Genomic DNA, 26,679 nt, shown 5'->3' with positions numbered 1-26,679 from the left:
CATCCGGTCAAACCTCATGCATCCGCGCAGCGCGCCCCAGGCTCCTACACTGGATGCCGTGACCGCACTCGACACAGACCGCCAGACGCTCCTCGACCTCATCAAGGACGAGGCGGTGTTCCACGGCGACTTCACCCTCTCCAGCGGCAAGCAGGCGACGTACTACGTCGACATGCGCAAGCTCACGCTCGACCACCGCGCCGCCCCCGCGATCGGCCGCATCATGCTCGACCTGATCGGCGACCTCGATGTCGTCGCGGTCGGCGGGCTGACGCTCGGCGCCGACCCGATCGCGAACTCGGTGCTGCACGCGTCGGTCGCCGCCGGCACACCCCTCGACGCGTTCGTCGTGCGCAAGGAACCCAAGGACCACGGGCGTGGCCGCCAGATCGAAGGCGCCGACGTCAAGGGCAAGCGCGTCGTCGTGCTCGAAGACACCTCGACCACCGGGCAGTCGGCGCTCAAGGCCGTCGAGGCGCTGCGCAAGGAAGGCGCGGAGATCGTGGCCGTCGCCGTGATCGTCGACCGCAAGACCGGGGCGCAGGCCGCGATCGAAGCCGAGGGCCTCGAGTGGCGCGCCGCCTTCGACCTCGACGACCTCGGACTCGACCCGCAGTGACGCGCTACGCCCTGGCCGTCGACGTCGGCGGCACGAAGATGGAGGCTGCGCTCGTCGGCGAAGACGGCCGGCTCGTCGAGGGGAGCCGGAGTCGACAGGCGACGGGTCGCGAAGCCACCCTCGAGTCGCTCGATGCCTCGGTGGTCGCGATCGTCGAGCACGCGCTGGCGGCTCTGCCCGCTGACGCCGAACTCGTCGGGGCCGGCGTCGGTAGCGCCGGACCGATCGACCGCACGGTCGGGGCGATCATGCCCGTGAACATGCCGCTGGCACGCGGGTTCCGTCTCGAGGACTCGGTGCGCGCGGCGGCGTCCACGGTGCTGGGGCGCGACGTGCCCACCGTGCTCGGTCACGACGGCGGTGCTCTCGCCCTCGCCGAATCCTGGCTCGGGGCCACCCAGGGCGCCGGAGCCTCACTGTCGATCGTCGTCTCGACCGGCGTCGGCGGCGGGTTCGTCGCGAACGGCGCGTACATCCCCGGAGCCACGGGCAACGCAGGACACCTCGGCCAGGTGCGCCGCGAAGGCGGTCTGACCCTGGAGGAGATCGCCTCCGGCCCGGCGAGCGCCGCCTGGGCGCAGACGCAGGGCTGGGCCGGCACGACCGGGGAGGATCTGGCGCGTGATGCGGCCGCCGGAGACACCGTGGCTCGAGCGGCGATCGAGCGCTCGGCGCGCGCGGTAGGCGGGGCGTTGGCGGATGCCGCGACCCTCGTCGACCTCGACGTCGTCGCCATCGGCGGCGGGTTCTCGCGCGTGTCAGCGGACTACATCGACCTCGTTCAGGCGGCGCTCACCGCGAGCGCCGCGCACGAGTACTCACGCCGTACCAGGGTCGTGCGTTCGGGCCTCGGCGACGAGGGGCCGCTCATCGGCGCCGCCGCCCTCGTGCTGCGGTAGACCCGTCCGACAGCTCAGCTCCGCTCAGCTCAGCTCAGCTCAGCTCAGCGGTGGGCGCTGAGCAGGTGCCGTGGTGGCCCTTCGAGGCGGGCCACGGAGATCTTGAGATCGGTGACGTCGGCGGCGACCCCCTCGATCCGGGTGCTGAGTCTCTCTTCGACGACGTCGATCCGGGTGCTGAGTCTCTCGTCGACGGCGTCGATGCGGCGGACCATCCAGGCGGCGCCGACGAACATGCTCGTGCCGAGCGTCACCACGACGCCGACGGCGCTGATGATGGTCGCGAGGGTCTCCGTGGACACGCGTGCTCTCCTTGCTCGGTCGGGTACATCGACGACGTTACGCCGCCCTTCCCGGTGTGCGCGCCGGTATTCCAGCATCTGTGAAGAGGTCGCGGAGGTTGCGAGATGTGGAGAAGGGGTCAGCTCGCCGCAGGGGCAGGCCGCGGTGACCGTCCGGCGACCAGCATCAGCACCGGGACCAGCGCGCACAGCACCGCCGACACGAAGAACGTCGCACTCGATGCGGGGTCGCGTCCGACCAGGAGGATCACCGTCGGCACGAACGTGCCGCCGACGGCGCCGCAAGCGACGAGAGCGCCGGTCACGGCGGCGCTGCGAGCGGGATCGAGGCGGTCGAGCGCGAGGCCGAGGATGAGCCCGTAGCTGGGGGCCAGCAGCACGACCACCAAGGCCAGCGCGACGAGCGCGCCCCCGGGAGTCGACCCCACCAGCAACCCCGTGACAGCCATCAGCACGGCAGCGGTGCCCGTCGCGGAAACCAGGATCACCACCGGCGACACAGCGAGTCGGCGCAGGGCCGCGGCACCGAAACGCCCGATCGCCATGAGCGCCCAGAACGCCGAGGTCCCCAGGGCCGCCACGCCGGGGTCGAGCGCGAGCGTCCGTGCCGGGATCACGGCCGACCACCCCGACAGCACGGTCTCCACACCGACGTAGAGCGGCAGCGCCACCACGAACGGGAGCAGCGCGAGCAGTCCACGCGCATCGCGATGGGTCGGCCTCTCGGAGCGCATGAAGGCGGTCGACGGCCCTGCGAGCATCACGACGGTCAGGAGGGGCACGAGTGCCAGCACGCAGAGCACCGGCCGGGTGTCGGATCCGGTGGCGACCAGCAGTGGCGTGACCGCCGCGCTCACGGCGACCGTGCCGAGCAGGGCGCTGAGCAGACCCGTCGCGCTGCCGACCGCCACGGACTTCGCCGCCACGGATCCCGAGGCCTCCACCAGCCCGAAGCCGAACCCGGCGACCGCGGCTGCGGTGATGAACATCGCCGGCGTGCCGGCCAGAGCCGCCACGACGATGGCAGCGGCCTGGAGCACGCTGCCGAGCATCAGCGCGGCGCGCGGTGGTCGGCGCATCAGCAACGGCCCGGACACCAGCACTCCGACGAGCAGCCCGGCGAACAGTGCGGGTACGGCGACGCTGAGGTCGGCCGCCATCGCTCGTTCGGCTGAGGGCAGGAACGCCGGCAGGAAGGCGGCCGTGACGCCGAGTCCCGCGAAGGCGGTGAACAGTCCCGCCCGTGCGCGTCGGGCGTCGTCGATCACGCCCCGGTCGTCCGCACGCGGTGCACGGCGGCGAACGTGTCGCGCAGCGCCTCCATCGAGCGGTCGTAGTTCGACTGGGCGACACCGATGAAGATGCAGTCGACCACCATCAGTTGCGCGATCCGGCTTCCCAGTGCGCCGGAGCGGAAGCCGGTCTCGCGGGCGGCGGTCGTCAGCACGATGTCGGCCTGATCGGCCAGCGGAGCGCCGGCGTGATTGGTGATAGCGATGGTGGTGGCGCCGGCCTGACGGGCGAGCAGCAGGAACTCGATGGTGTCGGTCGTGGCGCCGGTGTGGGAGACCGCGATCGCGACGTTGCCGCGCCCGAGCGTCGCCGCCGAGGTCCAGGCGGCGTGCGGGTCCGACCACTCCAGAGCGGTGCGCCCGATGCGGGTGAGCTTGCGCTGCAGATCGAGCCCCACGATGGAGCTGGCGCCGACACCGAAGATGTCGACCCTGGTCGACGAGGTGATGGCGTCGACGGAGGCGCGCAGCGACTCCGTATCGAGCACCTTGGCGGTGTCGGCGAGGGAGAGGGTCTCGGCGAGCGAGACCTTCGCGACGATGTCGGTCAGGGTGTCGTTGCGATCGATGTCTCCGGAGACGGCGGGAAGAGCCGCCGTGTCGAAGGTCTCGCGCTCGACGTCGCGCAGCACGTGATTGCGGAGTTCCCGCACGTGCTCGTAGCCGAGGCGCTTGCAGAACCGGACGACCGAGGTGGTGGAAGTGTCGCAGCGCTGCGCGAGCTCGGCGACCGAGAGGCCCGCGGTTCCCGCGGGGTCGGAGAGGAAGAGGTCGGCGATGCGCTGCTCGCTCGGACGCAGCTCGGGGCGGATCGCCCGCATGCGGACGAGCACGGGGTGTGCGCCGGCTTCGTCGCGGGCGGCTTCATGAGGCATGGGGTCTCCGATCACTGTTCATAACAGTAGAGGAACTTCTGTTACATCAGTAGTGACGTTCGTGTACTTTTGGTACCAACCACGACCGACGACGTTCACGGGGCGGCAGGCAACAGCGCCTGACCCGACGCCACGGGGGCCGTCACACTCAGGAGGATCCAGCAATGAGCACAGCACGCTGGGCGTCACTCGGCGCTCTCACGGCGACGGGCCTCGCCTTCGCCCTCGTCATCACCGGGTGCTCCGCACCCGCATCCGACCCGAAGCCCTCAGAAGGCGCTGCCGGAGGCGACCTCGTCATCGGCGTCACCAGCGACCCCGACACCCTGTTCCCCTGGAAGGCCACCCAGTTCCAGGCCGTCAACGTGCTGCAGAACCTCTACGGCACGCTGACCGAGTTCGACGAGGACCTGAACGTGGTTCCCGGCCTCGCCGAGTCGTGGGACGTCTCCGAAGACGGCCTCACCCTGACCTTCCACCTGCGCGAGGGCGTCACGTTCGCCGACGGCAGCACGTTCGGTTCGGAAGACGTGAAGTACTCGCTCGACGCGATCGCGGCCGAGGCCACGGCTGCCGTCGCGCGCAGCTCTCTCGCCTCCGTCACCGCCGTCGAGGCCACGGACGAGAACACCGTCACCCTCACCCTGAGCGCTCCGGACGCCGCCCTGCCCGCCAACCTCGCCGTGATCAACATGGCGATGCTGTCCTCGGACGACACCGAAGAAGGCCTGAACACCACGCCGAACGGCACCGGACCCTTCATCCTCGACGACCGCAAGGCCAGCCAGTCGCTCACGCTCGCCAAGAACGACGACTACTGGGGCGACGCCGCACTGCTCGACACGGTCGAGTTCCGCGTGATCCCCGACGAGTCGTCGATCGTCTCGGCGATGCAGTCCGGAAACGTGCAGCTGGCCGTGTTTGACAACCCGCTCGTCGCGCAGACCGCGGAGGGAGCCAACGTCGAGGTCGCCACGACGCCGCAGCTGAGCTACCACGCCTTGCAGCTGAACGCCACGCGCGGAGACCTCACCGACGTGAACGTCCGCCTCGCCATCCAGTGCGCGATCGACCGCCAGGAGGTGCTGGACACCGCAGCCCTCGGCGAGGGCGAGGTCACCGGCCCCATCACCTCTCCCGCGTACAAGTCCGACCCCGATGCGCGCCCCTGCCCTGAGCGCGACCTCGACAAGGCGGCCGAGTACCTGAAGAAGGCGGGCAAGGACGACGGCGTCACCATCAAGACGATCGTCTCCCAGGGCGAATACGCCACCTCGGTGAACGAGGCGCAGAACCTGAAGGCGCAGCTGGCCGATGCCGACATCACGCTCGACCTCGAGGTGCTCGAGTCCGGCGCATTCGTCGACCGCTGGATCGCCGCCGACTTCGACGCCGCGGTCGCCCTCAACGGCGGTCGGCCCGACCCCGACGGCATGTACGGCCGCTACTTCACCAGCACCGGAAACCTGAACAAGGTCGCCGGCTACTCCTCGCCCGAGCTCGACGCGCTGTTCGCCGAGGGACGCCAGACGGCCGACCCCGACAAGCGCAAGGACATCTACGCGCAGGTCTCCGAGAACCTCGAGGACAACGCGGCGTGGATCTGGCTGTTCACGAGCTACACCTACACGGCGACCGCGTCGACCGTCGACGGCTTCGTCCCGATGGTGAACGGCTCGCTGCAGTACCTGCGGACCACCTCCATCAAGTAGCGGATCGAGGGGGCGCGGCCACCCCGCGCCCCCTCCTTCCCCGACGACAGGCACCCACACACGCGCATGTTCAGACAGCTCCTCCGCAACAGCGTGCTGCGACGCATCCTCGCAGCCCTCGGCACGCTCCTCGGCGTCGCCATCTTCGTCTTCCTGATGCTGCGCGCCATCCCCGGCGACCAGATCAGCTCCGGCCTCGGCACCGAGGCGGCAGCGCTCACGCCCTCGCAGCGCGCCGCCCTCGAGTCGTACTACGGCCTCGACCAGCCGCTCATCGTGCAGTTCTTCTCCTGGCTCGGCAACATCTTCACGGGCAACCTCGGCTTCTCCTCCCGGGCGCAGACCAGCGTCCTCGATCTCACGGCCGCCGCCCTGCCCGTGACGTTCGAGCTCGCGATCATCTCCATCGTGATCGCGCTGGCCATCGGCATCCCGCTCGGCATGCTCTCCGCCTCGAAGCCCGACTCGTTCCGTGACGGCGTCGGCCAGGTCGTCGGGCTCGCCGGGCTCTCGATCCCCGCGTTCCTGCTCGGCACCGCGCTGCTCGCCATCCTCGCCCAGTCGTTCGGGTTCAATCCCAACGGGCAGGCGTACGCGACGCTCTTCGAGAACCCGCTGCTGAATCTCCAGCAGATGCTGCTGCCCTCGATCGTGTTGGGCTTCGGCATCGCCGCACCGATCATGCGCACGACCCGCACGGCGGTGCTCGAGATCCGCTCGAACGACTTCATCCGCACCGCCAGGGCGAAGGGCGTGCCCCCGCGTCGACTGCAGGTGCGCCACGTGCTCGGCAACGCCCTGGTACCGATCGTCACGATGACCGGCCTGCAGTTCGGCTACCTCCTCGGAGGCGCCGTCGTGGTGGAGCAGATCTTCTCGCTTCCCGGCATCGGGCGCCAGGTGCTGCTCGGCATCCAGCAGAAGGAGTACGCGCTCGTGCAGAGCACCGTCCTGGTGATCGCGCTCGCCTTCGTCATCGTCAACCTGCTCACCGACCTGCTCTACCGGGTCATCGATCCCCGGGTGCGTGCCGCATGACCGACATCTCTCAGACCCCGGCCCTCGCTCCCGGCGGCGGGCGCACGATGGAGCGCGTGCGTCTCCTGCTGCGCAGCCGCAGCGGTCTCGCCGGCCTCATCATCGTCGTGCTGCTCGCGGTGCTGAGCCTCGTCTCGGCGTTCGGCCTGCTGCCGTTCGATCCGCTCGCGCAGGATCCGCCCTCCCGACTGCAGCCGCCGTCCGCCGTGCACTGGTTCGGCACCGACCAGTTCGGCCGCGACGTGTTCTCGCGCGTCGCCGCCGGCGTCGCCAACTCGGCGCTCATCTCCGTGGTCGCCGTGGCGTTCGCGACCGTGGTCGGCACCGTCTGCGGACTCATCGCCGGCTTCTACCGCGGCTTCTCCGACGGGGCGATCACCGCGGTCACCAACGTGCTGTTCGCCTTCCCGCCGCTGCTGCTCGCCCTGTCGCTGGCCTCCGTGTTCGACCGCAACTGGTTCACGATCGCCGTGGCCATCGCCATCGTCTACGTGCCGATCTTCATCCGCGTCACTCGCGGCCCCGTGCTGTCGCTGCGCGAGGTGGAGTACGTCAAGGCGGCCAAGAGCACCGGTCAGGCGCGGATGGCGACCATGTTCCGCCACGTGCTGCCGAACATCACCTCGATCATCATCGTGCAGGTCACGCTGTCGCTCTCGTGGGCGGTGCTGACCGAGGCATCGCTGAGCTTCCTCGGACTCGGCACCCCGCCGCCCGCGCCGTCGCTGGGGTCCATGATCTTCGAGGCGCGCACCCTCGTGACCATCGCCCCGTGGACCATGATCGCCCCTGGCGTGATCGTCGTGCTCCTCGTCGTCGGTCTGAACCTGCTCGGCGACGGCCTGCGCGACAGCCTCGACCCGCGGAACAGAGGAAAGCGATGACCATGGAGGATCTCGGCGCACTGGCCACCGAGGCCAGCGACCCCCGTTACGCGGAGCTCGACCGGATGAGCGTCGCCGAGCTCGCGCGGACCATGAACGAGGCGGACGCCTCGGTGCCTGCCGCCGTGCAGCGGGCTCTGCCCCAGATCGTGCCGGCGATCGAGGCGACAGCCACGCGCATGGCGCAGGGCGGACGCCTGGTCTACGTCGGCGCAGGAACTCCCGGACGCATCGGCGTGCTCGACGCCTCCGAGTGTCCACCCACGTTCAGCACCCCGCCTGAGCTCGTGTTCGCGATCATGGCCGGTGGTCCGGGCGCGATCGTGAACCCGGTCGAGGGTGCGGAAGACGACGCGGACGCGGGGGTCGAAGCCATCGACGCGGCGGGGATCGGACCGCTCGACACCGTGATCGGCATCGCCTCCAGTGGGCGCACGCCCTACGTGATCGCGGCAGTGCGCCGGGCGCGTGAGCGCGGAGCACTCAGCATCGGCCTGTCGTGCAACGTCGACACCGCGTTGAGTGCCGCCGCTGAACACGGCATCGAGGTCGAGGTCGGTCCTGAGGTGCTCTCCGGCTCCACCCGTCTCAAGTCGGGCACGGCGCAGAAGCTCGTGCTCAACATGTTCTCGACCATCTCCATGGTCCGCAACGGCAAGGCCTACGGCAACCTGATGGTGGATGTGAAGGCCACCAACCACAAGCTGCGGGAGAGGGCGATCCGGATGGTGCAGACCATCGCGGACGTCGACCGCCCCGCCGCCGTCGCCGCCCTCGAGGCCGCGGCCTACGACGTGAAGCTGGCGTCGATCATGATCCGCCGCGGTGAGGACCTCGCCGCGGCCACCGCACGACTGGACGCGGCCGATGGTCGGCTGCGCACCGCACTGGAGGAGAACTGATGCGCGTCCTCGGACTGATCTCCGGCACCTCGCACGACGGGATCGATGCCGCCGTCGTCGACTTCACGACCAGCGGAGGGTTCACCGACCACGGCGTGGATCTGCGCGGGAGAGTGCTCGCCGCGACGAGCGTGCCCTACGCGCCCGAGCTGCGGGCACGGCTGATCGCGGCCCTGCCTCCGGCGCAGACCACCCTCGCCGAGGTCGCCGAGCTCGACACGCTCATCGGGCAGGCGTTCGCCGACGTCGCCGCCGACATCGCCGCAGAGGTCGGCGGCGTCGATGCCATCTGCTCGCACGGCCAGACCGTGTACCACTGGGTCGACGGCGCCCACGCGCTCGGCACCCTGCAGATCGGGCAGCCCGCCTGGATCGCCGAGAAGGTCGGCGTGCCCGTGGTGTCCGACATCCGCATCCGCGACATCACCGCGGGCGGCCACGGAGCTCCGTTGGTGTCGTTCCTGGACGAGCTGCTGCTGCGCGGCCGTGCCGGCATCTCGGCGGCGCTGAACCTGGGCGGCATCTCGAACATGACCGTGGTGCGGCCGGACGGCCTGGTCGCCTACGACATCGGCCCTGCCAATGCTCTGGTGGATGCGGTCATCGTGGAGCACGGTCTCAACCCGCTCGGCTACGACGACGACGCCGCGATCGCCCGCACCGGACAGATCGACGAGGCGCTCCTGGCCGCGCTGCTCGACGACCCGTACTACGCGCTCACGCCGCCGAAGAGCACGGGCAAGGAGCACTTCCACCTCGGCTACGTGCATGAGCACCTGGCAGCGCAGGGCCGCGAGATCGCGGTCGCCGATGTCGTGCGCACGCTCACCGAGCTGACCGTCCGCACCGTCGCGCGTGACGTGGAAGCCGCCGGCATCGGCTTCCTCGCGGTGTCCGGCGGTGGGTGCCGCAACCCGCTGATCCTCGACGGGCTGCGGGCCGCGCTCCCCGCGACCGAGGTCGTGCTGGCCGACGAGCTGGGGGCCGCGGCCGACAGCAAGGAGGCCATCCTCCTGGCGCTGATCGGCTGGTCCACGATGCACGGCGTGCCCGCGATCGTCCCCGGCGGCACGGGAGCGCGCGAGCCCCGGATCCTCGGCACCATCACGCCGGGCATCGGCCCGCTGCAGATGCCGGAGCCCGTCGCCGCCATCGACTCCCTCGTGCTCACGGAGGCCCCGGCATCGTGAGTCTGCAGGTGCGCCCCGCCACCCCGGACGACCTGTCCGGGGTGCTCGGCGTGTTCCTCGCCTGCTGGCGGGAGAGCTATCGCGGTGTGCTCCCGGATGCGGCGATCGACGCGATGACCGACGAGCGGGCCGAAGCGCTGTGGCGTCGTGTGCTCGCCGACCCGCGGGGCGTCGTGCTGCTGGCGGAACGCGAGGGCGAGATCGTCGGAATCACCCGCTACGCCGCCACCACCGGCGACGTCACCACCGGCGACGTCACCACCGGCGACGTCACCACCGGTGACGACGGTCGTGTGGACGGGGCCGTGCACTCGCTGTACGTCTCGCCCCGAGCCCACGGCGGCGGGATCGGCGGCGCACTGCTGGCACGCGCGTCCGATGAGCTGAGGGCGGCGGGGGCCGAGGCGGCGACGCTCTGGGTGTTCGCGGCCAATGCCCCCTCGATCGGGTTCTACGAGTCGAAGGGCTGGAACGCAGACGGGGCCACCCGCACGCAGCCGGAGTTCGGCGAGCCGGAGCAGCGCATGCGCAAGGAGTGGGCATGAGCGCGGGGTCGAACGCCGTGGTGGGCCTCCGCGTGCTCCGGGTGTCGGCGCCCCTGGTGCGGCCCTTCGTCACGGCCGTGCGTCGCACCGACCACCTCGACGTCGTGCTCGTCGAGGTCACGGATGCCGACGGTCGCCACGGATACGGTGAGGCCGCCACGAGCTGGCGCGTCACGGGGGAGAGCCCGCAGAGCGTTGCCGCTGCCGTCGCGGGGCCGCTCTCCGAGGTCGTCCTCGCCCGTCGCGCCGATGACCCCGGGATCGCAGCCGACATCGCACGGTCCGTCTGGGGCAATGCCGCCGCCCGCAGCGCGGTCGAGTGCGCCGTCGCCGACCTCGCCGCCCAGCAGCGGGGAGTCTCGCTCGTCGCCGACCTCTCTCGCACTCCCGCCGTGCACAACTCCTCAAGACCGCCTCGCATCCGCACCGACATGACCCTGTCCGCGGGGGAGCCGTCGGCGTTGGCGGCGCTTTCCGAGGAGCACGTCACCGCGGGCTTCGGCTGCCTCAAGATCAAGGCCTCTGCGGCGCACGACACCGTCGCCGGACTCCGTGCCGTCCGCGCCGCGGTCGGGCCCGAGATCACGCTGCGCGTCGACGCGAACCAGGCCTGGGACGCCGAGACGGCGATCCGCATCATCCGTGCCGCGGAGGACGCGGGCCTCGGGGTCGAGCTGGTCGAGCAGCCGGTCACCGCGCACGACCTGGACGCGCTCGCCGCCGTGACCGACGCGGTGGACACCCCGATCATGGCCGACGAGTCGGTGCGCACGGCGCGGGATGTGCGTCGGATCTCCGACCGCGGTGCCGCCGACCTCGTGAACATCAAGCTCGCCAAGACCGGCGGTCTCGCCGAGGCGCTCGCTGCCGCTGAGGCTGCGCGCACGGCGGGGCTCGGCCTCGTGATCGGCTGCATGATGGAGTCGCACGTCGGAGTGAGCGCCGCCGCCCATCTCGCGGCCGCCGTCGCCCCGGATGTCGTGCACGATCTGGACGCGGCGTTCTGGCTGCAGAGCTCGCCGGTGACCGGCGGAGTCACGCTGACCGGGGATGCACTCGACCTCGGCATCGAACTCGGCATCGGCATCACGGGTCTCGTCGCCGAAGAGCCGGAGCTCCTCCTCGACCTCTCCATGAGAGCGGGGGTGAGCGCATGAGCGCCGATGCAGCGGTCTCGGTGGTCCTGGCAGGAGCATCCGCCCCGCGCGGCGTCGTCGCGGGTGTCATCACGGACGCCGGGCGTGATGTCGCCGCCGGCGGTCTGGCCGACCTCGCGGGAACCGCGGTGACTGCCGGCACCGCCTTCGACATCGCCTCGGTGTCGAAGGTCGCCGCGACCACCACCGCGGTCCTCCGGCTGGTCAGCAGCGGCGAGCTGGGATTCGACGACCCGGTCGACCGTTTCGTCCCCGGCACCGCCTGCGCGCCGGGAACGACGGTGCGCCACCTGCTGCAGCACCGTGCCGGCCTCTGGGAGTGGCAGCCGCTCTACCTCGACCGCGCGCATGCCGGGGATCCGGCGATGGCGATCGACGCGATCCCACTCCGCTACGCCCTCGACGAGGGGCGGCACTACTCCGATCTGGGCTTCATGCTGCTCGGTCGCGTCATCGCCGCGATCGCCGGACAGCCCCTGGACGCCGCCGTGCGGGAGCTCGTCACCGCACCGCTCGGTCTCGTCCGCACCGGCTACGGCCCGGTCGGTCAGCCCGTCGCCTCTTCCGCTGTCGGCGATGCCGCCGAGCGCCGGATGGTCGCGACCGGAGTGCCGTACCCCGTGCTCACCGCGGACACCGATTTCGCCTGGCGCGACGACGAGATCAGCGGTGTCGTGAACGACGGGAACTGCTTCCACGCCCTCGGCGGCGTGTCCGGGCATGCAGGGCTCTTCAGCACCGCCGACGACCTGCTGACGCTCGGTGCCGCGCTCGCCGCGCCTGAACGGCACCCCGAGCTCTGGAATCCGGATGCCGTGGCCGAGCTGTTCCGAGACGGGCCCGACACCGGCCAGGCGCTGGGGTGGCGCAGCGACACGGTCGCCGTCGCCGGTCGGCCCACCCGGATGCTCTGGCATCCCGGATTCACCGGCTGCGCGCTCGGGATCGTGCCGGGGGCCGGTGCGTCCGCGGTGCTGCTGACCAACCGACTCTTCGCCTCCGAACCCGCGCCGACCGAGACGCTGTGGCGCGCAGCGCTCCCTGCACTCCTGTCCGACGACTCCGATCTCGACGACAACGCTTCTGACAACGCTTTCGACCCTGAAGGAACGAGAACACCATGAGCACCACCGAGCCCGTGCTGAGCATCAGCGGCCTCGCCGTCGCCTTCCGGACCGGTTCCGAGCTGGTCACCGCTGTCAGCGACGTCACCATCGACATCGCCGCCGGTGAGACCGTCGCGGTCGTGGGGGAGTCGGGGTCGGGCAAGTCGACCACTGCGGCCGCGGTCAACCGTCTGCTGCCGGAGAACGGCGTGATCACGGCAGGCAGCATCCGCTTCGACGGTCGTGAGCTGACCGATCTGCCCGAGAACGCGATGATCTCGCTGCGGGGCGCCGGGATCGGGCTCGTACCGCAGGATCCGATGTCGAACCTCAACCCGCTCATGCGCGTGGGCGAGCAGATCGGCGAAGCGCTCGAGGTGCATGGACACACGCGGGGCGACGCCACCAAGGCACGGGTCGTCGAGCTGCTGGAGATGGTGGGGATCGCCGATGCCGCGCAGCGCGCGCACCAGTATCCGCACGAGTTCTCCGGCGGCATGCGGCAGCGTGTCCTGATCGCGATGGGCCTGGCCTGCAAGCCGCGCCTGCTGATCGCCGATGAGCCCACCTCCGCTCTCGACGTGACCGTGCAGCGCCGCATCCTCGACCAGCTCGACTCGCTCACCGAGGAACTCGGCACCGCGGTCTTCCTGATCACGCACGACCTGGCCCTCGCCGCCGAGCGCGCCGACCGCATCGTCGTGATGTTCCGCGGTCGGGTGGTCGAGGAGGGCACCTCCGCCCAGGTGCTCGGCGCACCGCAGCACGAGTACACCAAGCAGCTGCTCGCCGCGGCTCCGAGCCTCGCCTCCCACCGTGACGCCCTGCCGCAGCGCGAGACCGCCACGGGGACGCCGTTCGTCGAGATCCGCGACCTCCGCAAGGAGTTCGCCCTGCGCGCGCCCAAGCCGGGGGAGCCCGAGACGTTCACTGCCGTCGACGGGGTCAGCTTCGAGATCCGCCGCGGCACGACGGTCTCGATCGTGGGCGAGTCGGGCTCCGGCAAGTCGACCACGGCGAACATGGTGCTCGGCCTCGAGGATGCCACGTCGGGGTCGATCCTGTTCGACGGGCTCGACCTGACCACCCTCCGGCGCAAGGAGCTGTTCGCCCTGCGCCGTCGCGTGCAGCCCGTGTTCCAGAACCCCTACGCCTCGCTCGACCCGCGTTACACGGTCGAGCAGTCGATCGCCGAGCCTCTGCGTGTGCACCGCATCGGCACGACGGCGTCTCGTCACGCCCGTGTGCTCGAGCTGCTGGAGCAGGTGGCGCTGCCTGCGGCCATGGCCGAACGGCTGCCGCACGAGCTCTCCGGCGGACAGCGTCAGCGCGTGGCGATCGCCCGGGCGCTCGCGCTCGAACCGGAGCTGGTGGTGCTCGACGAGGCGGTGTCGGCCCTCGACGTGCTGGTGCAGGCACAGATCCTCGACCTGCTCGCAGACCTGCAGAAGCGGCTGGGGCTCAGCTACCTCTTCATCAGCCACGACCTCGCGGTGGTGCGCATGATCTCCGATGAGGTGCACGTCATGCAGCGCGGCGTGGTGGTGGAGAGCGGTACCCCCGAGCGGATCTTCGACGCCGCGCAGCACCCGTACACGCGAGAGCTCCTCGCCGCGATCCCCGGGGCGTCTCTGGCGTCCTGAGCGCGCTCCGACGTCGACGACCGCAGGTTCAGCGCTTGCGGTCGTCGTCGTCCCAGGGGCCCTCCCACCAGCCGGCGCGGTCGTCCTCGCCGGGGCCGCGCCGACGGGAGCGGACGAACTGCACGATGAAGACCGTCAGCGTCGACAGCAGGATCACGAACATCACGAGGAACAGCAGGTCGCTCTGGTTCATGGGCGTCTCCCTTCCGCAGCGTCCGCCACGATCTTGGCGATGCGCGCCGCCCGGGTCTCCGGTCTCTTGGCCATCGCGATGTGGGTGAGTCCGAACTTCTTCACCGACTTCGGGAACGCGTCCCAGTTCGCGCGCGCGACGGGCAGAGCATCGAGCGCGGTGGTGAGTTCGTCCGGCTCGATCCCCGCCTCCGGTCCGTCGAGCACGGTCCACGAGCCGTTCGCCTTCGCCGTCTCCAGCGCACGGATGCCGGCGGGTGCGAGCATTCCTGCCGCTTCGAGTTCGGCGATGCGCGCCTTGTTGGTGGCCGCCCACCCGCTGCCGGGGCGCCGCGGCGAGAACCACTGCCCGTTGGTGCGGTCGTCCGTCCCGTCGCCGAACACGCGCACGGGGCCGTCGATCCATCCGAAGCAGAGCGCCTGACGGACGGCATCCTCGTAGCCGACGCCGTCGGACGCCCCGCGCACGCTCAGCAGCCAGACTCCCGCTGTGCGCTCGTGGTTCTCCTCGAGCCAGGCGCGCCACGCCGCCGCATCAGCGGCCCGGAACCGTTCCCCCTCGTCCAGCGCGCCCACGGGCTACTTCTTCAGCTTGCCCGGTTTCACCGTCGTGATCGTCTCGGTGATCCGCGGAAGCAGATCGGCCACGGACTGCACGATCTCGTCGGGGCGGAACGGGTACTTCTCGATCTCGGCCTGGTCGCTGATCCCGGTGAGCACGAGCACGGTGTGCAGGCCCGCCTCGATGCCGGCGACGACGTCGGTGTCCATGCGGTCGCCGATCATGCCGGTGCGCTTCGAGTGCGCGCCGATCTTGTTCAGCGCCGAGCGGAACATCATGGGGTTCGGCTTGCCGACGACGTAGGGCTCCTTGCCGGTGGCCTTCGTGATGAGGGCGGCGATGGCTCCGGTGGCCGGCAGCGGACCGTCGGTGCTCGGCCCCGTGGCGTCGGGGTTCGTCACGATGAAGCGCGCGCCGCCGATGATGAGCCGGATCGCCTTCGTGATCGCCTCGAACGAGTAGTTGCGCGTCTCGCCGACCACCACGAAGTCCGGGTTCGTCTCGGTCATGATGAAGCCGGCGTCGTGCAGGGCGGTGAGGATGCCGGCCTCGCCGATCACGAAGGCCGAGCCGCCGGGGAGCTGCTGCTTCAGGAAGTCGGCGGTCGCGAGAGCCGAGGTCCAGATGCGCTCCTCCGGCACATGCAGACCGCTGATGCGCAGGCGTGCGGACAGGTCGCGCGCCGTGAAGATCGAGTTGTTGGTGAGCACCAGGTACGGGATGCCGGCGCTCTCCCATCCGGCGAGCAGTTCGGATGCTCCGGGGATGGCGTCGTTCTCATGGACGAGCACACCGTCCATGTCGGTGAGCCAGCATTCGATGTCGTCACGTTTTGCCATGTGCACAGCCTAGGGGCCGTACCTTTCCGGCGTCAGGCCGTGAGCCAGATCGCATCGGCGGCATGTGCCACCTCGGCGTGCGCCCCGCCGACGGAGAAGCCACCGTTGGTCACCTCGACCTCGACGCCAACGGCGATCCCGGCAGCTTCGACGGCGCGGAGCACCTCGGGATCCTGGTCGCTCACTCGCAGCACACGGCCGATGTGTCCGACCGGCGCATCGGCCAGCAGCACGAACGGAGCGCGGTCGATGCGGCCCTCGGCGTCCGGGATCGCGTCGCCGTGCGGGTCGAAGCGGGGGCGTCCCAGGCGTGCATCGATGCCTTCCAGCAGCCGGTCGCTGATGGTGTGCTCGAGCACCTCGGCCTCGTCGTGTACCTCGTCCCAGCCGTAGTCGAACTCCTGCACCAGCCAGGTCTCGACCAGGCGGTGCCGGCGCACCATGGCCAGCGCGCGCTTCGTCCCTGCTTCGGTCAGCCGCACCGCTCCGTAGGGCACGTGCGAGACGAGTCCGGCGGCAGCGAGCTTCTTCACCATCTCGGTGACGGACGACGGCGCGATGCCGAGCTTCGCGGCCAGCACCGAGGGGGTGATCGGTGCGTCCTGCCACTCGGTATGCGCGTAGACGGTCTTCAGATAGTCGTCAGCTGCAGGGGATGCCACCCGCCCAGCCTACGTGGTGCTCGCGCGCGCCCATGCGGTGAGTCCGTGGATGAGCGCCCGCACCCCGATCTCGAACGTGCGGCGGGCGGGGTCCGTGCTGAGTGCGGCGCGTGCGGCCTCGGCCCTGGCGAACGTCGGATACTGCGGGGCGAGTTCTCCCGGTGCCATGTTGTCGGCGGGGGCGAGGGCATCCAGCGCGGAGCCGATGATGAACGATTCCAGTGCCACGATGGCGTCCACGATGGTGTCGGTGGGCCACCCGTCGTGTGCGAGCAGGCGTGCGATCTGGTCGTAGTCGGCGAACGAGCCCTCATCGGCGTCGATCGGCGATGTCGCGAGCATCACCATGGCCTCGGGTGCGGCGATCGCGGCGTCGCGGTAGCTGTGCGCCCAGGTGAGCAGTGCGTCCTCGACGGGCAGCTCGTGCAGGACGGGGGAGACGAGCGCACGGCTGACCTGCCCGCGCATGGCCCGGATCACGGCGTCGCGGTTCGCGAAGTGGTGATAGAGCGCGGAGGTGCGCACGCCGAGGGATTCCGCGAGCGCGGTCATGGTGAACTGTCGCGGCGTGCGCTGGGCGCTCAGCCGGAACGCGGCCTTGAGGATGCGCTCCTCGGTGAGCACCTGGGTCGACGGTCGCCCGACGCTGCGGGGTGATTTCGTCATCGTGCTCGATTCTGCTCAGGTGTCTGGTAATTTATTGAAACTCTTTCAATACTGAACTCTTCAACGGACGAAGGCACAGTCATGACCGGTTTCGACGCCGACACCATTGTCACCGGCGCACACGTGGTGACGATGGACCCGCGCCGCCCGCTCGCCACAGCCTTCGCCGTGCGCGACGGGCGCTTCCTCGCGGTCGGGGACGATGCGCTGGTCCGAGAGCTGCGCGGACCTCGCACGCGCGTTCGCGATCTCGGCGGCGCGGCCGTCACGCCTGGTCTCATCGACGCGCACCTGCATCCGATCCAGGGGATCGAGCTGACCGCGGGCATCGACCTCGGCGGTCTGACCACCGGGGCGGCGCTGCTCGCCGCCCTTCGCGTCGAGGCCGACCGCGCGCTCGCCGAAGATGCGGACCCGTGGGTGCGCGGCTGGAATCTCGACTACGACGTGTTCCACGACCTGCCGATGACCTCCGCCGCGATCGAGGACGCGGCGCGCGGACTCCCGGCGCTGCTCATCGTGTTCGACGGGCACACCGCCCTCGCCAGCCGCGCGGGCCTGGAGCGTGCGGGCATCACCGGTGCGCGTGCGTTCGAGGATTCCTCCTGCGTGGTCGTCGACGCCGATGGCCGCCCCACCGGAGAGCTGCGCGAGCTCGGCGCCTACGAGCCCGTACGTCTGAGCGCCCCCGCCCGGACCCGTGAGCAGACCCTTGCCATCGGGCACGACCTGCTGCGGGGGCTGCGCGACTCCGGACTCACCGGCGGCACGATCATGGACGGCGGCTTCGCCACGCTCGATCTGCTCGATGCTCTGGAGCAGGGCCCGGGCCTACCCGTCCGCATCGTCTCGGCGATCGACCACGAGCCCGGCTTCGACGAGGAACGGACGGCTGAGAACCTGCGGATGCGGGACCGCCGCGGCGACCGGTGGCGCGGAGGGTCGGTCAAGCTCTACGCCGACGGCGTGGTCGAGACGGGGACCGCATGGCTGCACGCGCCCGACTCCGCCGGCGAGGGGCTGGAGCCGTTCTGGAAGGACGTCGCCGCCTATGCGCGTACCGTGCGCCGTTATGCCGATGCCGGTTTCCAGGTCGCGACGCACGCGATCGGCGACCGGGCGGTGGGCGAGGTCGTCGACGCGTACCTCGCGGCGGGCGTGCGCAGCGCTTCCGGCGCCCCGCATCGCATCGAGCACCTCGAGACGACGACCGACCGCGATGTCGCTCGCATCGCCGCCGCCGGGATCACCGCCTCGATGCAGCCCCTGCACATGCAGTGGCGTAAAGCGGACGGCTCGGACGACTGGTCGCACCGGCTCGGACCCGAGCGGGCCGCGCGCGCGTGGCGGGTGCGCGACTACTGGGACGCGGGCGCCCCTGTCGCCCTCGGGTCGGACTGGCCCATCGCGCAGAACGATGCGCGCATCGGCCTCGCCTGGTCGATGCTGCGCCGACGGCCCGGCGACCCTGATGCGCCCGTGTTCGAGCCCGACCAGGTGCTCACCCCGTACCAGGCGCTGCACGGCTACACCGTGGGCGCCGCCCTGGCTCAGGGAGATGCCGACCTCGGTCGCATCGCCCCCGGGTTCACGGCCGACTACGCCGTGTGGGCGGAGAACCCGCTGCACGTCTCCCCGGACGACCTCCCCGACCTTCCCGTACAGGGGACGGTCGTCGGCGGCGTCGAGCCCTGACCCCCGGCTCGCCGCTCGCTCGTGCCCGCATCCTCCACGCTCCTTCACACTGAGGTGACCCCCATGCCCGAATTCGGCGCTCTCGCGCTCCTGCCCATCGTGGTGATCCTGATCGTCGCGGTCGCCACCAGACGCACCCTGTTCGCTCTCTTCTGCGGCACCGTCGCCGGGGCGCTGATCCTCGGCGGCTGGGGCGGCTTCGACGTCTGGGTCCAGTACACCGGCACAGCCTTGTCCAACGAGACGGCGCAGTGGCTGCTGCTGATCGTCGCGCTGTTCGGCATGCTGATGATGCTGTTCGAGAAGTCGGGCATCGTCACCGATTTCGCCGATTGGGCCGAGCGGTTCGTCACGTCCCGTCGCAAGTCGCTCGTGCTGACCTTCCTGCTCTCGGTCGTGCTGTTCGTCGACGACTACCTCAACGTGCTGACCACCGGCACATCGATGAAGCGGGTCACCGACCGCTACCGGGTTCCGCGCACCCAGCTCGGCGCGATCATGAAGATGACGGCCGCACCGATCGCCGTCCTCATCCCCGTCTCGACTTGGGCGCTGTTCTTCTCCGGGCTGTTCGAGGCGCAGGGGGTGACCGTCGGCGGCACCGGGTTCGGGGCGTACCTGCAGGCGATCCCGTTCATCTTCTTCGGGTGGGCAGCCCTGGCCGTCGCCCTCCTGATGAGCATCGGGTGGCTGCCGAGGTTCGGCGCGATCAAGCGCGATGCGATCCGTGCCGAGCGCGACGGCGACGTCTTCCCGGTCGGAACGACCGACGAGGAGCGCAGGGCCGAGGGGGCGGTTCTCCTCGCGGAGCTGAAGGCCGATGACCCGGACGGCTCGACGGCGCAGCGGGTGGCGACAGCCCTCGCGACGTCGACCGATACCGGGAGAAAGCCGCAGCCGTGGGGATTCCTGATCGCCATGGCCGTGCTCGTCGGAGTGACGATCGCGACGAACGCCAACGTCGTCGCCGGCACCGCCGCGTCTCTCGCGGTGACGATCGTGATCGTGCTCGTGCAGCGTCGACTCGGCATCCGCGGGGTGCTGGACGCCGCGCTCGAGGGCATCGAGAGCATGCTGTTCGTGATGGTGCTCACCGTGCTCGCGTTCATGGTGCAGGAGATGAACATCACCCTGCAACTGGCGGAGTTCGTGATCCAGGTCACCGAGCCCGTGCTCACTCCGGCCCTGCTCCCGGCGATCGTGTTCGCGGTGTGCGGCGTCTACGCCTACGCCACCGGGTCGTTCTGGGACCTGGCCGCGGTCATCACCCCGGTCGTCCTCCCTCTCGCGCTCGCACTCGGCGCGGATCCGATCCTCGCGGGTGCCGCCGTGTTCTCCGGTGCAGCGCTCGGCAGCACGACGTGCCTGTACGGCGACGGCATCATCCTCGCGTCGCGGTCGATCGGCATCAAGCCGATCAATCTGATGCTCGCGATCCTGCCCTACGCGGGGATCGCGGCCGGGCTGTCGTTCGTGCTCTACCTGGTGACGGGGCTCGTCACGGCGTAGCGCCGTCAGCGCGGGTCAGTTCGCGACGGCGACCAGGATGCCGAACGCGGCCTGACCCGCGAAGAACACGACGAGGAATCCGAGGAGCGCGGCGGCCAGAGACAGGCGGCCGTCGAAGTCCTCGATCTCGGCCATGCCGATCTTGCGCGCCCGGAACGCCAGCACGAGCGTGGCGATTCCGAGGGCGAGCTGCACCCACGGGCTCGCGAGATCGATGACCTTCGGGAAGGCGATCAGCACGGCGCCGATCACGCCCGTCGCGAAGCCGGTCCAGGTGAGGATGCGGACGTTGCGGCGGGCGTTCTCGGCAGACATGAGTCGAGCCTATCCGGGCTCAGGCGCCCGTCAGCACCAGCCAGAGCAGGGCACCGTTGAGCATGATCAGGAGCACGGAGGCGATCACGCCGGCCGCCGTCGTCCAGCGGCTGTTCACCCACGCGCCGAGCGTGCGTCGCTGCGCGGTCAGGGCGACCAGGGGGATCAGTGCGAACGGGATCCCGAACGACAGCACCACCTGGCTGAGGACCAGCGCCAGCGTCGGGTCGAAGCCGATTCCGAGGATCACGAGCGCCGGGATCAACGTGACCAGTCGACGGGCGAGCAGGGGGATGCGCACATGCAGCAGGCCGTGCATGATCTCCGCCCCGGCGTAGGCACCAACGGAGGTCGATGCGAGTCCCGAGGCGAGCAGACCCACCGCGAAGAAGGTCGCAACGACCGGTCCGAGTCCGGCAGCGAGCGCGGCGTGCGCGCCCTCCAGGGAGTCGGTGCCCTCGACCCCGGCGAGGTTCGCGGCGGCGAGCAGCAGGATGCACAGGTTCACGGAGCCGGCGACGACCATGGCGATCGAGACATCCCAGCGGGTGGCCGTGAGCAGGCGGCGGATGCGCGACGCCTCCGTGCGCACGGCCTCGTCGCCGACGTGGGCGGTCGCGGCGCCGAAGCGGTCGCGGGCCAGGGAGGAGTGCGCGTAGATCGCGTGCGGCATGATCGTCGCGCCGAGGATGGATGCGGCGAGCAGGACCGAGCCGGTGTCTTCGAACCGGGGCACCAGGCCGCCGATGACGCCTGCCGGGTCCGGTGGTGCGACGAACACGCCCGCGACGAAGCCGATCGTGATGATCGCCATGAGCGCGATGATGACGAACTCGAACGGACGTGCACCGCGACGGCTCTGCACCGTGAGGAGGATCATCGAGACCGCGCCGGTGATCAGACCGCCGAGCAGCAGCGGCACATCGAACAGCAGGTTGAGGGCGACCGCACCGCCGATGACCTCGGCCAGGTCGGTCGCCATCGCGACCAGCTCCGCCTGCAGCCAGTACGCACGGCGGGCCCAGGGGCGCGTGAGCCGTGAGCCCAGCAGCTCCGGGAGGCTCTGGCCGGTGACGACCCCGAGCTTGGCCGACAGGTACTGGATCAGCCAGGCCATCACGTTGCCCGCGACGACGACCCACACCAGCAGGTAGCCGTACTGCGCCCCCGCGGTCATGTTGCTGGCGACGTTGCCGGGGTCCAGGTACGCGACGCCCGCGACGAGGGCCGGCCCGAGCAGCCACAGACTGCGCGGAGCCCTGGCCGGGGGAGCGGTCGGAGTCGTCATCGAAGCGGAAGAATTTTTAGGCACACCGAAACCGTAGCGTATTTTTCGGTCCACCTAAATATCTTCGAGATCGTCACGGCGATAACCTGGCCGGATGGATGATTCGAGCACGGGATCGATCGCCCAACCCGGGTACGGCGTCGGCCCGTGGCCCGGAGGCGAGGCGGCCTGGCCGGAAGGCGAGCAGTACGACCCCGAGCTCCTGGCGGCGGGTGACACCCGCAACGTGATCGATCGCTACCGCTACTGGCGGATGGAGGCGATCGTCGCCGACCTCGACACCCAGCGGCATCCGTTCCACGTCGCGATCGAGAACTGGCAGCACGACATGAACATCGGGTCGATCGTGCGCAGCGCCAACGCGTTCCTCGCCGACACCGTGCACATCATCGGCCGCCGCCGTTGGAACAAGCGCGGCGCGATGGTCACCGACCGCTACCAGCACGTCCTTCACCACGAAGACGTCGAGGCGTTCGCCGCCTGGGCCGCGGGCGAAGGAGTCCCCATCATCGCGGTCGACAACGTCGAGGGAGCGGTACCCGTCGACAAGGCCGATCTGCCGCAGCGCTGCGTGCTGCTGTTCGGGCAGGAGGGCCCGGGGCTGTCACCGGCGGCGCTCGCCGCTGCGTCCGCCCATATCGAGATCACCCAGTACGGGTCCACGCGCTCGATCAACGCCAGCGCTGCGGCCGCCGTGATCATGTACGAGTGGTGCCGGAGATACGCGGCCTGACTCGCGCACCCGACGCTCTCGACAGGCGGCATCGGCGGGCGTAGCGTGAGTGCCGATCGAGGAGGCCGACATGGCAGACATGGCACCCATCCGTCCGTATCTCTGGTTCGTCGACAGAGCGCAGGAGGCGATGGAGTACTACGTCTCGGTGTTCCCGAACTCGTCGATCGACCGGGTCGCCCACTATCCGGATGAGGATCTCAGTGAGCGCTTCACGGGAATGGCGGGAAAGGTCATCCACGGCGAATTCACGCTGAACGGCTCACGGTTCGGCTGCATCGACGGTGGACCGGCGTTCGCCTTCAACGAAGCGGTCTCCTTCCTGATCGAGTGCGCCGACCAGGCGGAGATCGATCACTACTGGCAGGCGCTCTCGGCGGTGCCGGAGTCGGAGGCCTGCGGTTGGTGCAAGGACCGCTTCGGTGTCAGCTGGCAGGTGGTCCCTGCCGGCCTCGACCTTCTGCAGCAGCGGCCGGAGCAGATACAGGCCTTGATGCGCATGAAGAAGATCGTGATCGCCGAGCTGGAGAGCGCCTGACCCGCCGGCTGAGTCCCTGGAGTCGGCGATGACCCGGTGCCGACCACCGGTCGGCACCGGTCAGCTGCGGTCGATGCCGAAGATGTGGCGATAGATCGCGCTCACGTCGCGATCGAGATGATCCATGCGCTCATGCACCGCCCGGATCTCCGTGCGTACGACGGCGAACTCGTTCCGGAACTCGGTGCGCACGCTCGCGAACTCGTTCCTCATCTCGGTGCGCACGCTCGCGAACTCGTTCCTCATCTCGGTGCGCACGCTCGCGAACTCGTTCCTCATCTCGGTGCGCACGCCCTCGAATCCGTTCTGCATCGTGCGCAGGAACATCGTCGAGATCAGTGTGATCGTGCCGAACATCCCCGCGGCGAAAACGCCGATCAGAGTCCATACCTGTGGCTCCGTCATCCCCAACATCCCTTCAGTGTCCCTCGATCCTCGTCGAGGGCGCCAGGGGTCGGCGACGTAGTATTCCGCGGATTCCGGGCGTTGTGGAGAAGTCGTGATCGCCTGGTCCGGTGCAGTGTCAGGCCGTGGCGGAGAGCCAGCGTCCCGAGCGCACCCGCCAGCCCAGTGTCCCGAGCCGCGCGAGCAGGTAGACGCCGAAGAAGGCGACCGCGAGCCACACGAGTCCCGCGGTGCCGTCGACCCCTGTCGCCGTGACGATCCACAGCGCGGGGAGGAACGGCACGAGGTTCAGGCCGCCGGCGATCGCGAGGTAGCGGGCGTCGTTCGCGCCCATGAGCACCCCGTCGAGCACGAAGACCACACCGGCGATCGGCTGGGCGATGGCGAGCACGAGCAGGGCCGGTTGCACGAGGGAGGCGATCTCCGCAGATCCGGTGAAGACGATGCCGAGCACCCCCGACAGCGCGGCGATCAGCGCGCCGACGATCACGCCGAACCATGCCCCCCAGGCGACGGTGCGGGCCAGCACGCGGTGCACCTGCTGCTCGTCTCCGGCTCCGAGCTCCTTGCCGATGAGCGCTTGAGCTGCGATCGCGAGGGCGTCGAGCGCGAACGCGGCGGCCGAGAAGATCGTGAAGACGATCTGCCATCCGGCCAGCTCGTCCGTGCCGATGCCGGTGGCGACGCCCACGGTCGCGAGCAGTGCGACGCGCAGGCTCACGGTGCGCAGGAACAGCCAGCCGCCCGATGTCGCGGTGCTGCGAAGACCCGCGCCCTGTGCCCGCAGCGAGGCGCTGTGCCGGGTGGCGAGACGACGGACGACCAGCACGTAGGCGGCGACCATCCCCCATTGCGCGGTCACGGTGCCGGCGGCGGAGCCCGCGATGCCCCAGCCGAGTCCGTAGATGAAGACCCAGTTGAGCAGGGCGTTCGCGCCGAACCCGAGGCCCGCGATCCACAGCGGCGTCATGGTGTCCTGCATACCGCGCAGGAGTCCGGTCGCGGCGAACACGATGAGCATCGCCGGCAGACCCCACATCGAGATCACGAGGTACTCGTTCGCCTGGGCGGCCACGGCCTCGCTGGCGCCGAACAGCGAGACCAGCCACGGCGAGGAGACGGCTCCGATGACCGCGAGCACGGCGCCGAGCCCGAGGGCCAGCCACATGCCGTTGACCCCCACCGAGACGGCCTCTCCCGGGTGCCCTGCTCCGAAGCGCCGGGCGACGGCCGGCGTCGTGGAGTACGCCAGGAAGACCATCAGCCCCACGATCGTCTGGAGCACGGCTCCCGCGATGCCGAGCCCGGCGAGCGGTGTGGTCCCGAGATGGCCGACGAGCGCGGCGTCCACGATCAGGAACGCGGGCTCGGCTATCAGAGCGCCGAGAGCGGGGATCGCCAGCCTCAGGATCTCTCGGTTGAGGGAGGCGCGCGCTGTCATCCTCCGAGCCTATGACCTGGGGCCGACCTCGCCCGCTGCCCATGGACGTAGGGTGAAGGAGACCCGGATGTCACGGAGGTGCATCATGACGGACCCCAGAGACGCGGCAGCGCGGTACCTCGCACGCAGGAGCGCGCGTGCGGACGCCCACGGGAGCGCGGACGGCGACGCGAGCGAGGAGTCGGGGGCCGCACCGGGATTCGCCGCTGCCGTCGATCCTGCGGCATTCATCGAGACGTCGATCCAGGTGGCTATCCGTCGCGGAGAGTTCGACGATCTCCCCGGCGCTGGCAAGCCTCTCGAAGGGCTCGGGACCCACCACGATCCCGACTGGTGGATCCGCCGCAAGATCCAGACCGAGAACCTGACCGGCCTCGGGCCGCCCGCGATCCTGTTGCGCACCGAGGACAGGGAGTTGGACGACCAGCTCGACCTGCTCGGGCGCGAGTCCGATGTGCGCGACGTGCTGGAGGACTTCAACCGGCGAGTGCGCGAGGCGCGCCGCCAGCTTCAGGGCGGTCCGCCGGTCGTGACACCTCTCCGCGACGTGGATCACGAGGTGGCCGCCTGGGCCGAGCGCCGTGCCGCGCGCCCGGCCCCCGCCCCCGCCGAGCAGCCGCGTCGCCGGCGCTTCCGCACGCGACGACGCGACTGACCCGGACGCCCCGCCCTTCCGCGACGCGGTCCGGTCCCCTCTCGGCAGGTTCAGCCCTCCCCTCGCTTCAGCCCTCCCACAGGCCTGAAGCAGCCTCGCTCCCTCGTGCTCGACGCGCACGAAGCCATCCGTCCATCCCGAACCGTGCAGCGGCCGGGACGACGAGCACGACGGCGGAGAGCATGACCATCGCCGGATACTGGGCGATCAGCTGATCGGCGCTCCAGTAGAGCATCAGTGTTCCGATCGACAGGAAGGCGGTGATCCTGGTCAGCAGGCCCGCGACCAGCAGCACGCCGAGCGCGACCTCGAGGGCGGGCATCACCACGCCGAACAGCTCGGGCGCCGTCCCCATGAACGACCCGAGCGGGGCGAAGAACCACGGCACCCGAGGGTTCCCCTCCGTGCTCTGGGCGACCAGCTCGATGTCGGCCGCCCCGAACCCCGCCCGGTACTTGAGGATGCCCTCGATCAGCCAGAGCACCCCGACTGCCACCCTGGCCCCGCCGCCGAGCAGCGACAGGGTCAGGGCGCGTGCGGGTCGCGTTCCGGTCATGAGAGCTCGGCTGCCCCGAACACGGCCTTCGCCTTGTCGCAGTAGATCACGACATCGGTGTACTTCGAGGTGTCCACGTCCTCGAGCATGAAGGTCTGGGTCGCGGTGTCGAACGAGACGGCGTCGACGAGCATGCCCGCGGAGATGGCGGCCTCATCGGTGCCGTTCGTGAGATAGACGTGCAGGTCGGGGCCTTCATCCGAAGAGAACCCGGACAGGGCGATCTCGTCGTGCGTGACCGTGACGGTGCCCGACACGTTCTTCTCGTTCAGGCCCATGAAAGTGCCGGTCTTCTCTGACATCTTCATCTCGGTCGTCGAGGTGCCGGAATCCGCACTCTGCGACGCCGACGACGAGGGCTTGGAGTCCTCGGTAGCGGCGGGCGAGCTGCACGCCGCGAGGGCGAGAGCGAGGGTGACGGCCGCGGTGGCGGCGAAAGCGATCTTGCGCATGAGGTTC

30 protein-coding genes are annotated in these 26,679 nt (G+C 70.0%); 16 read left to right on the top strand and 14 right to left on the bottom strand.

All coding sequences use genetic code 11. The features are described from left to right. Window positions 1–58 precede the first annotated feature (58 nt). Window positions 59–619 (top strand): orotate phosphoribosyltransferase, encoded by a 561-nt coding sequence (pyrE, locus tag AB4070_RS10550; RefSeq protein ID WP_441980050.1) that lies wholly within the window; start codon window positions 59–61, stop codon window positions 617–619. Next, window positions 616–1,518: an ROK family protein gene (locus AB4070_RS10545; RefSeq protein WP_441980049.1), complete on the top strand. Its 903-nt coding sequence runs from the start codon at window positions 616–618 to the stop codon at window positions 1,516–1,518. Before pyrE ends, AB4070_RS10545 begins: the two co-directional genes overlap by 4 nt. A gap of 44 nt (window positions 1,519–1,562) precedes the next feature. On the opposite strand, the gene AB4070_RS10540 is transcribed toward AB4070_RS10545, so the two are convergent. The 3 genes from AB4070_RS10540 to AB4070_RS10530 form a co-directional block, all read right to left on the bottom strand. Next, window positions 1,563–1,820, bottom strand: coding sequence for a hypothetical protein (locus tag AB4070_RS10540; protein WP_441980048.1), 258 nt, complete (start codon window positions 1,818–1,820; stop codon window positions 1,563–1,565). Window positions 1,821–1,939: 119 nt separating this feature from the next. Further along, a complete protein-coding gene (locus AB4070_RS10535; RefSeq protein WP_441980047.1) occupies window positions 1,940–3,088 on the bottom strand; it encodes an MFS transporter in 1,149 nt (382 codons plus the stop codon). After that, window positions 3,085–3,987 (bottom strand): MurR/RpiR family transcriptional regulator, encoded by a 903-nt coding sequence (locus tag AB4070_RS10530; RefSeq protein WP_441980046.1) that lies wholly within the window; start codon window positions 3,985–3,987, stop codon window positions 3,085–3,087. The genes AB4070_RS10535 and AB4070_RS10530 overlap by 4 nt, the downstream gene beginning before the upstream one ends. 164 nt (window positions 3,988–4,151) lie before the next feature. Here AB4070_RS10530 and AB4070_RS10525 point away from each other — a divergent pair, with 164 nt between their 5' ends. The 9 genes from AB4070_RS10525 to AB4070_RS10485 all read left to right on the top strand — a co-directional run bounded on the left by AB4070_RS10525 (window position 4,152) and on the right by AB4070_RS10485 (window position 14,164). Then, complete coding sequence (locus tag AB4070_RS10525) at window positions 4,152–5,699, top strand: ABC transporter substrate-binding protein (protein WP_441980045.1); 1,548 nt, start codon at window positions 4,152–4,154, stop codon at window positions 5,697–5,699. Window positions 5,700–5,765: 66 nt separating this feature from the next. Further along, on the top strand, window positions 5,766–6,737 hold the full coding sequence (locus AB4070_RS10520) for an ABC transporter permease (protein WP_045263970.1): 972 nt from the start codon (window positions 5,766–5,768) through the stop codon (window positions 6,735–6,737). After that, window positions 6,734–7,621: an ABC transporter permease gene (locus tag AB4070_RS10515; protein ID WP_187662593.1), complete on the top strand. Its 888-nt coding sequence runs from the start codon at window positions 6,734–6,736 to the stop codon at window positions 7,619–7,621. The genes AB4070_RS10520 and AB4070_RS10515 overlap by 4 nt, the downstream gene beginning before the upstream one ends. Next, window positions 7,618–8,523 carry an N-acetylmuramic acid 6-phosphate etherase gene (gene murQ, locus AB4070_RS10510; protein WP_441980044.1) on the top strand — a complete coding sequence of 302 codons (906 nt, stop codon included), beginning with the start codon at window positions 7,618–7,620 and terminating at the stop codon, window positions 8,521–8,523. The genes AB4070_RS10515 and murQ overlap by 4 nt, the downstream gene beginning before the upstream one ends. After that, window positions 8,523–9,713 (top strand): anhydro-N-acetylmuramic acid kinase, encoded by a 1,191-nt coding sequence (locus tag AB4070_RS10505; protein ID WP_441980043.1) that lies wholly within the window; start codon window positions 8,523–8,525, stop codon window positions 9,711–9,713. Before murQ ends, AB4070_RS10505 begins: the two co-directional genes overlap by 1 nt. After that, entirely contained in the window at window positions 9,710–10,258 is a 549-nt protein-coding gene (locus AB4070_RS10500) for a GNAT family N-acetyltransferase (protein WP_441980042.1), read from the top strand. The genes AB4070_RS10505 and AB4070_RS10500 overlap by 4 nt, the downstream gene beginning before the upstream one ends. Then, window positions 10,255–11,415, top strand: coding sequence for a dipeptide epimerase (locus tag AB4070_RS10495; protein ID WP_441980041.1), 1,161 nt, complete (start codon window positions 10,255–10,257; stop codon window positions 11,413–11,415). Before AB4070_RS10500 ends, AB4070_RS10495 begins: the two co-directional genes overlap by 4 nt. Continuing rightward, window positions 11,412–12,539: a serine hydrolase domain-containing protein gene (locus tag AB4070_RS10490; protein WP_441980040.1), complete on the top strand. Its 1,128-nt coding sequence runs from the start codon at window positions 11,412–11,414 to the stop codon at window positions 12,537–12,539. Before AB4070_RS10495 ends, AB4070_RS10490 begins: the two co-directional genes overlap by 4 nt. Beyond that, the gene (locus tag AB4070_RS10485; RefSeq protein WP_441980039.1) at window positions 12,536–14,164 is read left to right on the top strand and encodes an ABC transporter ATP-binding protein; all 1,629 of its coding nucleotides are present in this window, start codon (window positions 12,536–12,538) and stop codon (window positions 14,162–14,164) included. Before AB4070_RS10490 ends, AB4070_RS10485 begins: the two co-directional genes overlap by 4 nt. A gap of 28 nt (window positions 14,165–14,192) precedes the next feature. Here AB4070_RS10485 and AB4070_RS10480 read toward each other — a convergent pair whose 3' ends face one another. Genes AB4070_RS10480 through AB4070_RS10460 form a run of 5 tightly spaced genes read right to left on the bottom strand, consistent with a single transcriptional unit; the run spans window position 14,193 to window position 17,085 of the window. After that, window positions 14,193–14,357, bottom strand: a complete 165-nt coding sequence (locus AB4070_RS10480; RefSeq protein ID WP_441980038.1) for a hypothetical protein — start codon at window positions 14,355–14,357, stop codon at window positions 14,193–14,195. After that, the gene (locus AB4070_RS10475) at window positions 14,354–14,932 is read right to left on the bottom strand and encodes a YdeI/OmpD-associated family protein (protein WP_441980037.1); all 579 of its coding nucleotides are present in this window, start codon (window positions 14,930–14,932) and stop codon (window positions 14,354–14,356) included. Before AB4070_RS10475 ends, AB4070_RS10480 begins: the two co-directional genes overlap by 4 nt. Before the next feature lie 3 nt (window positions 14,933–14,935). Further along, window positions 14,936–15,757 (bottom strand): HAD-IIA family hydrolase, encoded by an 822-nt coding sequence (locus tag AB4070_RS10470; RefSeq protein WP_282845669.1) that lies wholly within the window; start codon window positions 15,755–15,757, stop codon window positions 14,936–14,938. Window positions 15,758–15,789: 32 nt separating this feature from the next. Then, window positions 15,790–16,419, bottom strand: a complete 630-nt coding sequence (locus AB4070_RS10465) for a metal-dependent transcriptional regulator (protein ID WP_441980036.1) — start codon at window positions 16,417–16,419, stop codon at window positions 15,790–15,792. A 9-nt stretch (window positions 16,420–16,428) separates the two neighbouring features. Next, entirely contained in the window at window positions 16,429–17,085 is a 657-nt protein-coding gene (locus AB4070_RS10460; protein ID WP_441980035.1) for a TetR/AcrR family transcriptional regulator, read from the bottom strand. A gap of 81 nt (window positions 17,086–17,166) precedes the next feature. Here AB4070_RS10460 and AB4070_RS10455 point away from each other — a divergent pair, with 81 nt between their 5' ends. Both AB4070_RS10455 and AB4070_RS10450 read left to right on the top strand, forming a co-directional pair. Then, the gene (locus AB4070_RS10455) at window positions 17,167–18,780 is read left to right on the top strand and encodes an amidohydrolase (RefSeq protein ID WP_441980034.1); all 1,614 of its coding nucleotides are present in this window, start codon (window positions 17,167–17,169) and stop codon (window positions 18,778–18,780) included. A gap of 63 nt (window positions 18,781–18,843) precedes the next feature. Then, window positions 18,844–20,289: a Na+/H+ antiporter NhaC family protein gene (locus AB4070_RS10450; RefSeq protein ID WP_441980033.1), complete on the top strand. Its 1,446-nt coding sequence runs from the start codon at window positions 18,844–18,846 to the stop codon at window positions 20,287–20,289. A gap of 15 nt (window positions 20,290–20,304) precedes the next feature. Here the strand turns inward: AB4070_RS10450 and AB4070_RS10445 are convergent, their stop codons facing one another. Both AB4070_RS10445 and AB4070_RS10440 read right to left on the bottom strand, forming a co-directional pair. Beyond that, window positions 20,305–20,604, bottom strand: a complete 300-nt coding sequence (locus AB4070_RS10445) for a hypothetical protein (protein WP_441980032.1) — start codon at window positions 20,602–20,604, stop codon at window positions 20,305–20,307. A 19-nt stretch (window positions 20,605–20,623) separates the two neighbouring features. Beyond that, window positions 20,624–21,892 carry an Nramp family divalent metal transporter gene (locus AB4070_RS10440; RefSeq protein WP_441980031.1) on the bottom strand — a complete coding sequence of 423 codons (1,269 nt, stop codon included), beginning with the start codon at window positions 21,890–21,892 and terminating at the stop codon, window positions 20,624–20,626. A gap of 94 nt (window positions 21,893–21,986) precedes the next feature. Here AB4070_RS10440 and AB4070_RS10435 point away from each other — a divergent pair, with 94 nt between their 5' ends. Both AB4070_RS10435 and AB4070_RS10430 read left to right on the top strand, forming a co-directional pair. Next, complete coding sequence (locus AB4070_RS10435; RefSeq protein WP_441980030.1) at window positions 21,987–22,625, top strand: TrmH family RNA methyltransferase; 639 nt, start codon at window positions 21,987–21,989, stop codon at window positions 22,623–22,625. A 70-nt stretch (window positions 22,626–22,695) separates the two neighbouring features. Continuing rightward, window positions 22,696–23,163 (top strand): VOC family protein, encoded by a 468-nt coding sequence (locus AB4070_RS10430; RefSeq protein ID WP_441980029.1) that lies wholly within the window; start codon window positions 22,696–22,698, stop codon window positions 23,161–23,163. Window positions 23,164–23,223: 60 nt separating this feature from the next. On the opposite strand, the gene AB4070_RS10425 is transcribed toward AB4070_RS10430, so the two are convergent. Next, window positions 23,224–23,568 carry a hypothetical protein gene (locus tag AB4070_RS10425; protein WP_441980028.1) on the bottom strand — a complete coding sequence of 115 codons (345 nt, stop codon included), beginning with the start codon at window positions 23,566–23,568 and terminating at the stop codon, window positions 23,224–23,226. Window positions 23,569–23,686: 118 nt separating this feature from the next. Next, entirely contained in the window at window positions 23,687–25,009 is a 1,323-nt protein-coding gene (locus AB4070_RS10420; RefSeq protein ID WP_441980027.1) for an MATE family efflux transporter, read from the bottom strand. A gap of 85 nt (window positions 25,010–25,094) precedes the next feature. Here AB4070_RS10420 and AB4070_RS10415 point away from each other — a divergent pair, with 85 nt between their 5' ends. Continuing rightward, window positions 25,095–25,664 (top strand): J-domain-containing protein, encoded by a 570-nt coding sequence (locus tag AB4070_RS10415; RefSeq protein WP_441980026.1) that lies wholly within the window; start codon window positions 25,095–25,097, stop codon window positions 25,662–25,664. 67 nt (window positions 25,665–25,731) lie between these two features. Here the strand turns inward: AB4070_RS10415 and AB4070_RS10410 are convergent, their stop codons facing one another. Both AB4070_RS10410 and AB4070_RS10405 read right to left on the bottom strand, forming a co-directional pair. Further along, complete coding sequence (locus AB4070_RS10410) at window positions 25,732–26,220, bottom strand: DoxX family membrane protein (RefSeq protein WP_441980025.1); 489 nt, start codon at window positions 26,218–26,220, stop codon at window positions 25,732–25,734. Next, window positions 26,217–26,672 (bottom strand): DM13 domain-containing protein, encoded by a 456-nt coding sequence (locus AB4070_RS10405; RefSeq protein ID WP_441980024.1) that lies wholly within the window; start codon window positions 26,670–26,672, stop codon window positions 26,217–26,219. Before AB4070_RS10405 ends, AB4070_RS10410 begins: the two co-directional genes overlap by 4 nt. Between the last annotated feature and the right edge of the window lie 7 nt (window positions 26,673–26,679).

This window comes from Microbacterium sp. 2RAF4, from assembly GCF_052115285.1.
Lineage (GTDB): Bacteria > Actinomycetota > Actinomycetes > Actinomycetales > Microbacteriaceae > Microbacterium > Microbacterium oxydans.
The sequence above is the reverse complement of the archived record's forward strand: the minus strand, read 5'-3'. Positions and strand labels throughout refer to the sequence as shown.

What these genes read in the sequence shown, in the direction of transcription:
- AB4070_RS10530 (WP_441980046.1), bottom strand. Translation starts at nt 3,987, where the DNA reads ATGCCTCATGAAGCCGCCCGCGACGAAGCCGGCGCACACCCCGTGCTC.
- AB4070_RS10525 (WP_441980045.1), top strand. Translation starts at nt 4,152, where the DNA reads ATGAGCACAGCACGCTGGGCGTCACTCGGCGCTCTCACGGCGACGGGC.
- AB4070_RS10520 (WP_045263970.1), top strand. Translation starts at nt 5,766, where the DNA reads ATGTTCAGACAGCTCCTCCGCAACAGCGTGCTGCGACGCATCCTCGCA.
- AB4070_RS10515 (WP_187662593.1), top strand. Translation starts at nt 6,734, where the DNA reads ATGACCGACATCTCTCAGACCCCGGCCCTCGCTCCCGGCGGCGGGCGC.
- murQ (WP_441980044.1), top strand. Translation starts at nt 7,618, where the DNA reads ATGACCATGGAGGATCTCGGCGCACTGGCCACCGAGGCCAGCGACCCC.
- AB4070_RS10505 (WP_441980043.1), top strand. Translation starts at nt 8,523, where the DNA reads ATGCGCGTCCTCGGACTGATCTCCGGCACCTCGCACGACGGGATCGAT.
- AB4070_RS10495 (WP_441980041.1), top strand. Translation starts at nt 10,255, where the DNA reads ATGAGCGCGGGGTCGAACGCCGTGGTGGGCCTCCGCGTGCTCCGGGTG.
- AB4070_RS10490 (WP_441980040.1), top strand. Translation starts at nt 11,412, where the DNA reads ATGAGCGCCGATGCAGCGGTCTCGGTGGTCCTGGCAGGAGCATCCGCC.
- AB4070_RS10485 (WP_441980039.1), top strand. Translation starts at nt 12,536, where the DNA reads ATGAGCACCACCGAGCCCGTGCTGAGCATCAGCGGCCTCGCCGTCGCC.
- AB4070_RS10480 (WP_441980038.1), bottom strand. Translation starts at nt 14,357, where the DNA reads ATGAACCAGAGCGACCTGCTGTTCCTCGTGATGTTCGTGATCCTGCTG.
- AB4070_RS10470 (WP_282845669.1), bottom strand. Translation starts at nt 15,757, where the DNA reads ATGGCAAAACGTGACGACATCGAATGCTGGCTCACCGACATGGACGGT.
- AB4070_RS10460 (WP_441980035.1), bottom strand. Translation starts at nt 17,085, where the DNA reads ATGACGAAATCACCCCGCAGCGTCGGGCGACCGTCGACCCAGGTGCTC.
- AB4070_RS10455 (WP_441980034.1), top strand. Translation starts at nt 17,167, where the DNA reads ATGACCGGTTTCGACGCCGACACCATTGTCACCGGCGCACACGTGGTG.
- AB4070_RS10450 (WP_441980033.1), top strand. Translation starts at nt 18,844, where the DNA reads ATGCCCGAATTCGGCGCTCTCGCGCTCCTGCCCATCGTGGTGATCCTG.
- AB4070_RS10445 (WP_441980032.1), bottom strand. Translation starts at nt 20,604, where the DNA reads ATGTCTGCCGAGAACGCCCGCCGCAACGTCCGCATCCTCACCTGGACC.
- AB4070_RS10440 (WP_441980031.1), bottom strand. Translation starts at nt 21,892, where the DNA reads ATGACGACTCCGACCGCTCCCCCGGCCAGGGCTCCGCGCAGTCTGTGG.
- AB4070_RS10435 (WP_441980030.1), top strand. Translation starts at nt 21,987, where the DNA reads ATGGATGATTCGAGCACGGGATCGATCGCCCAACCCGGGTACGGCGTC.
- AB4070_RS10430 (WP_441980029.1), top strand. Translation starts at nt 22,696, where the DNA reads ATGGCAGACATGGCACCCATCCGTCCGTATCTCTGGTTCGTCGACAGA.
- AB4070_RS10425 (WP_441980028.1), bottom strand. Translation starts at nt 23,568, where the DNA reads ATGACGGAGCCACAGGTATGGACTCTGATCGGCGTTTTCGCCGCGGGG.
- AB4070_RS10420 (WP_441980027.1), bottom strand. Translation starts at nt 25,009, where the DNA reads ATGACAGCGCGCGCCTCCCTCAACCGAGAGATCCTGAGGCTGGCGATC.
- AB4070_RS10415 (WP_441980026.1), top strand. Translation starts at nt 25,095, where the DNA reads ATGACGGACCCCAGAGACGCGGCAGCGCGGTACCTCGCACGCAGGAGC.
- AB4070_RS10410 (WP_441980025.1), bottom strand. Translation starts at nt 26,220, where the DNA reads ATGACCGGAACGCGACCCGCACGCGCCCTGACCCTGTCGCTGCTCGGC.
- AB4070_RS10405 (WP_441980024.1), bottom strand. Translation starts at nt 26,672, where the DNA reads ATGCGCAAGATCGCTTTCGCCGCCACCGCGGCCGTCACCCTCGCTCTC.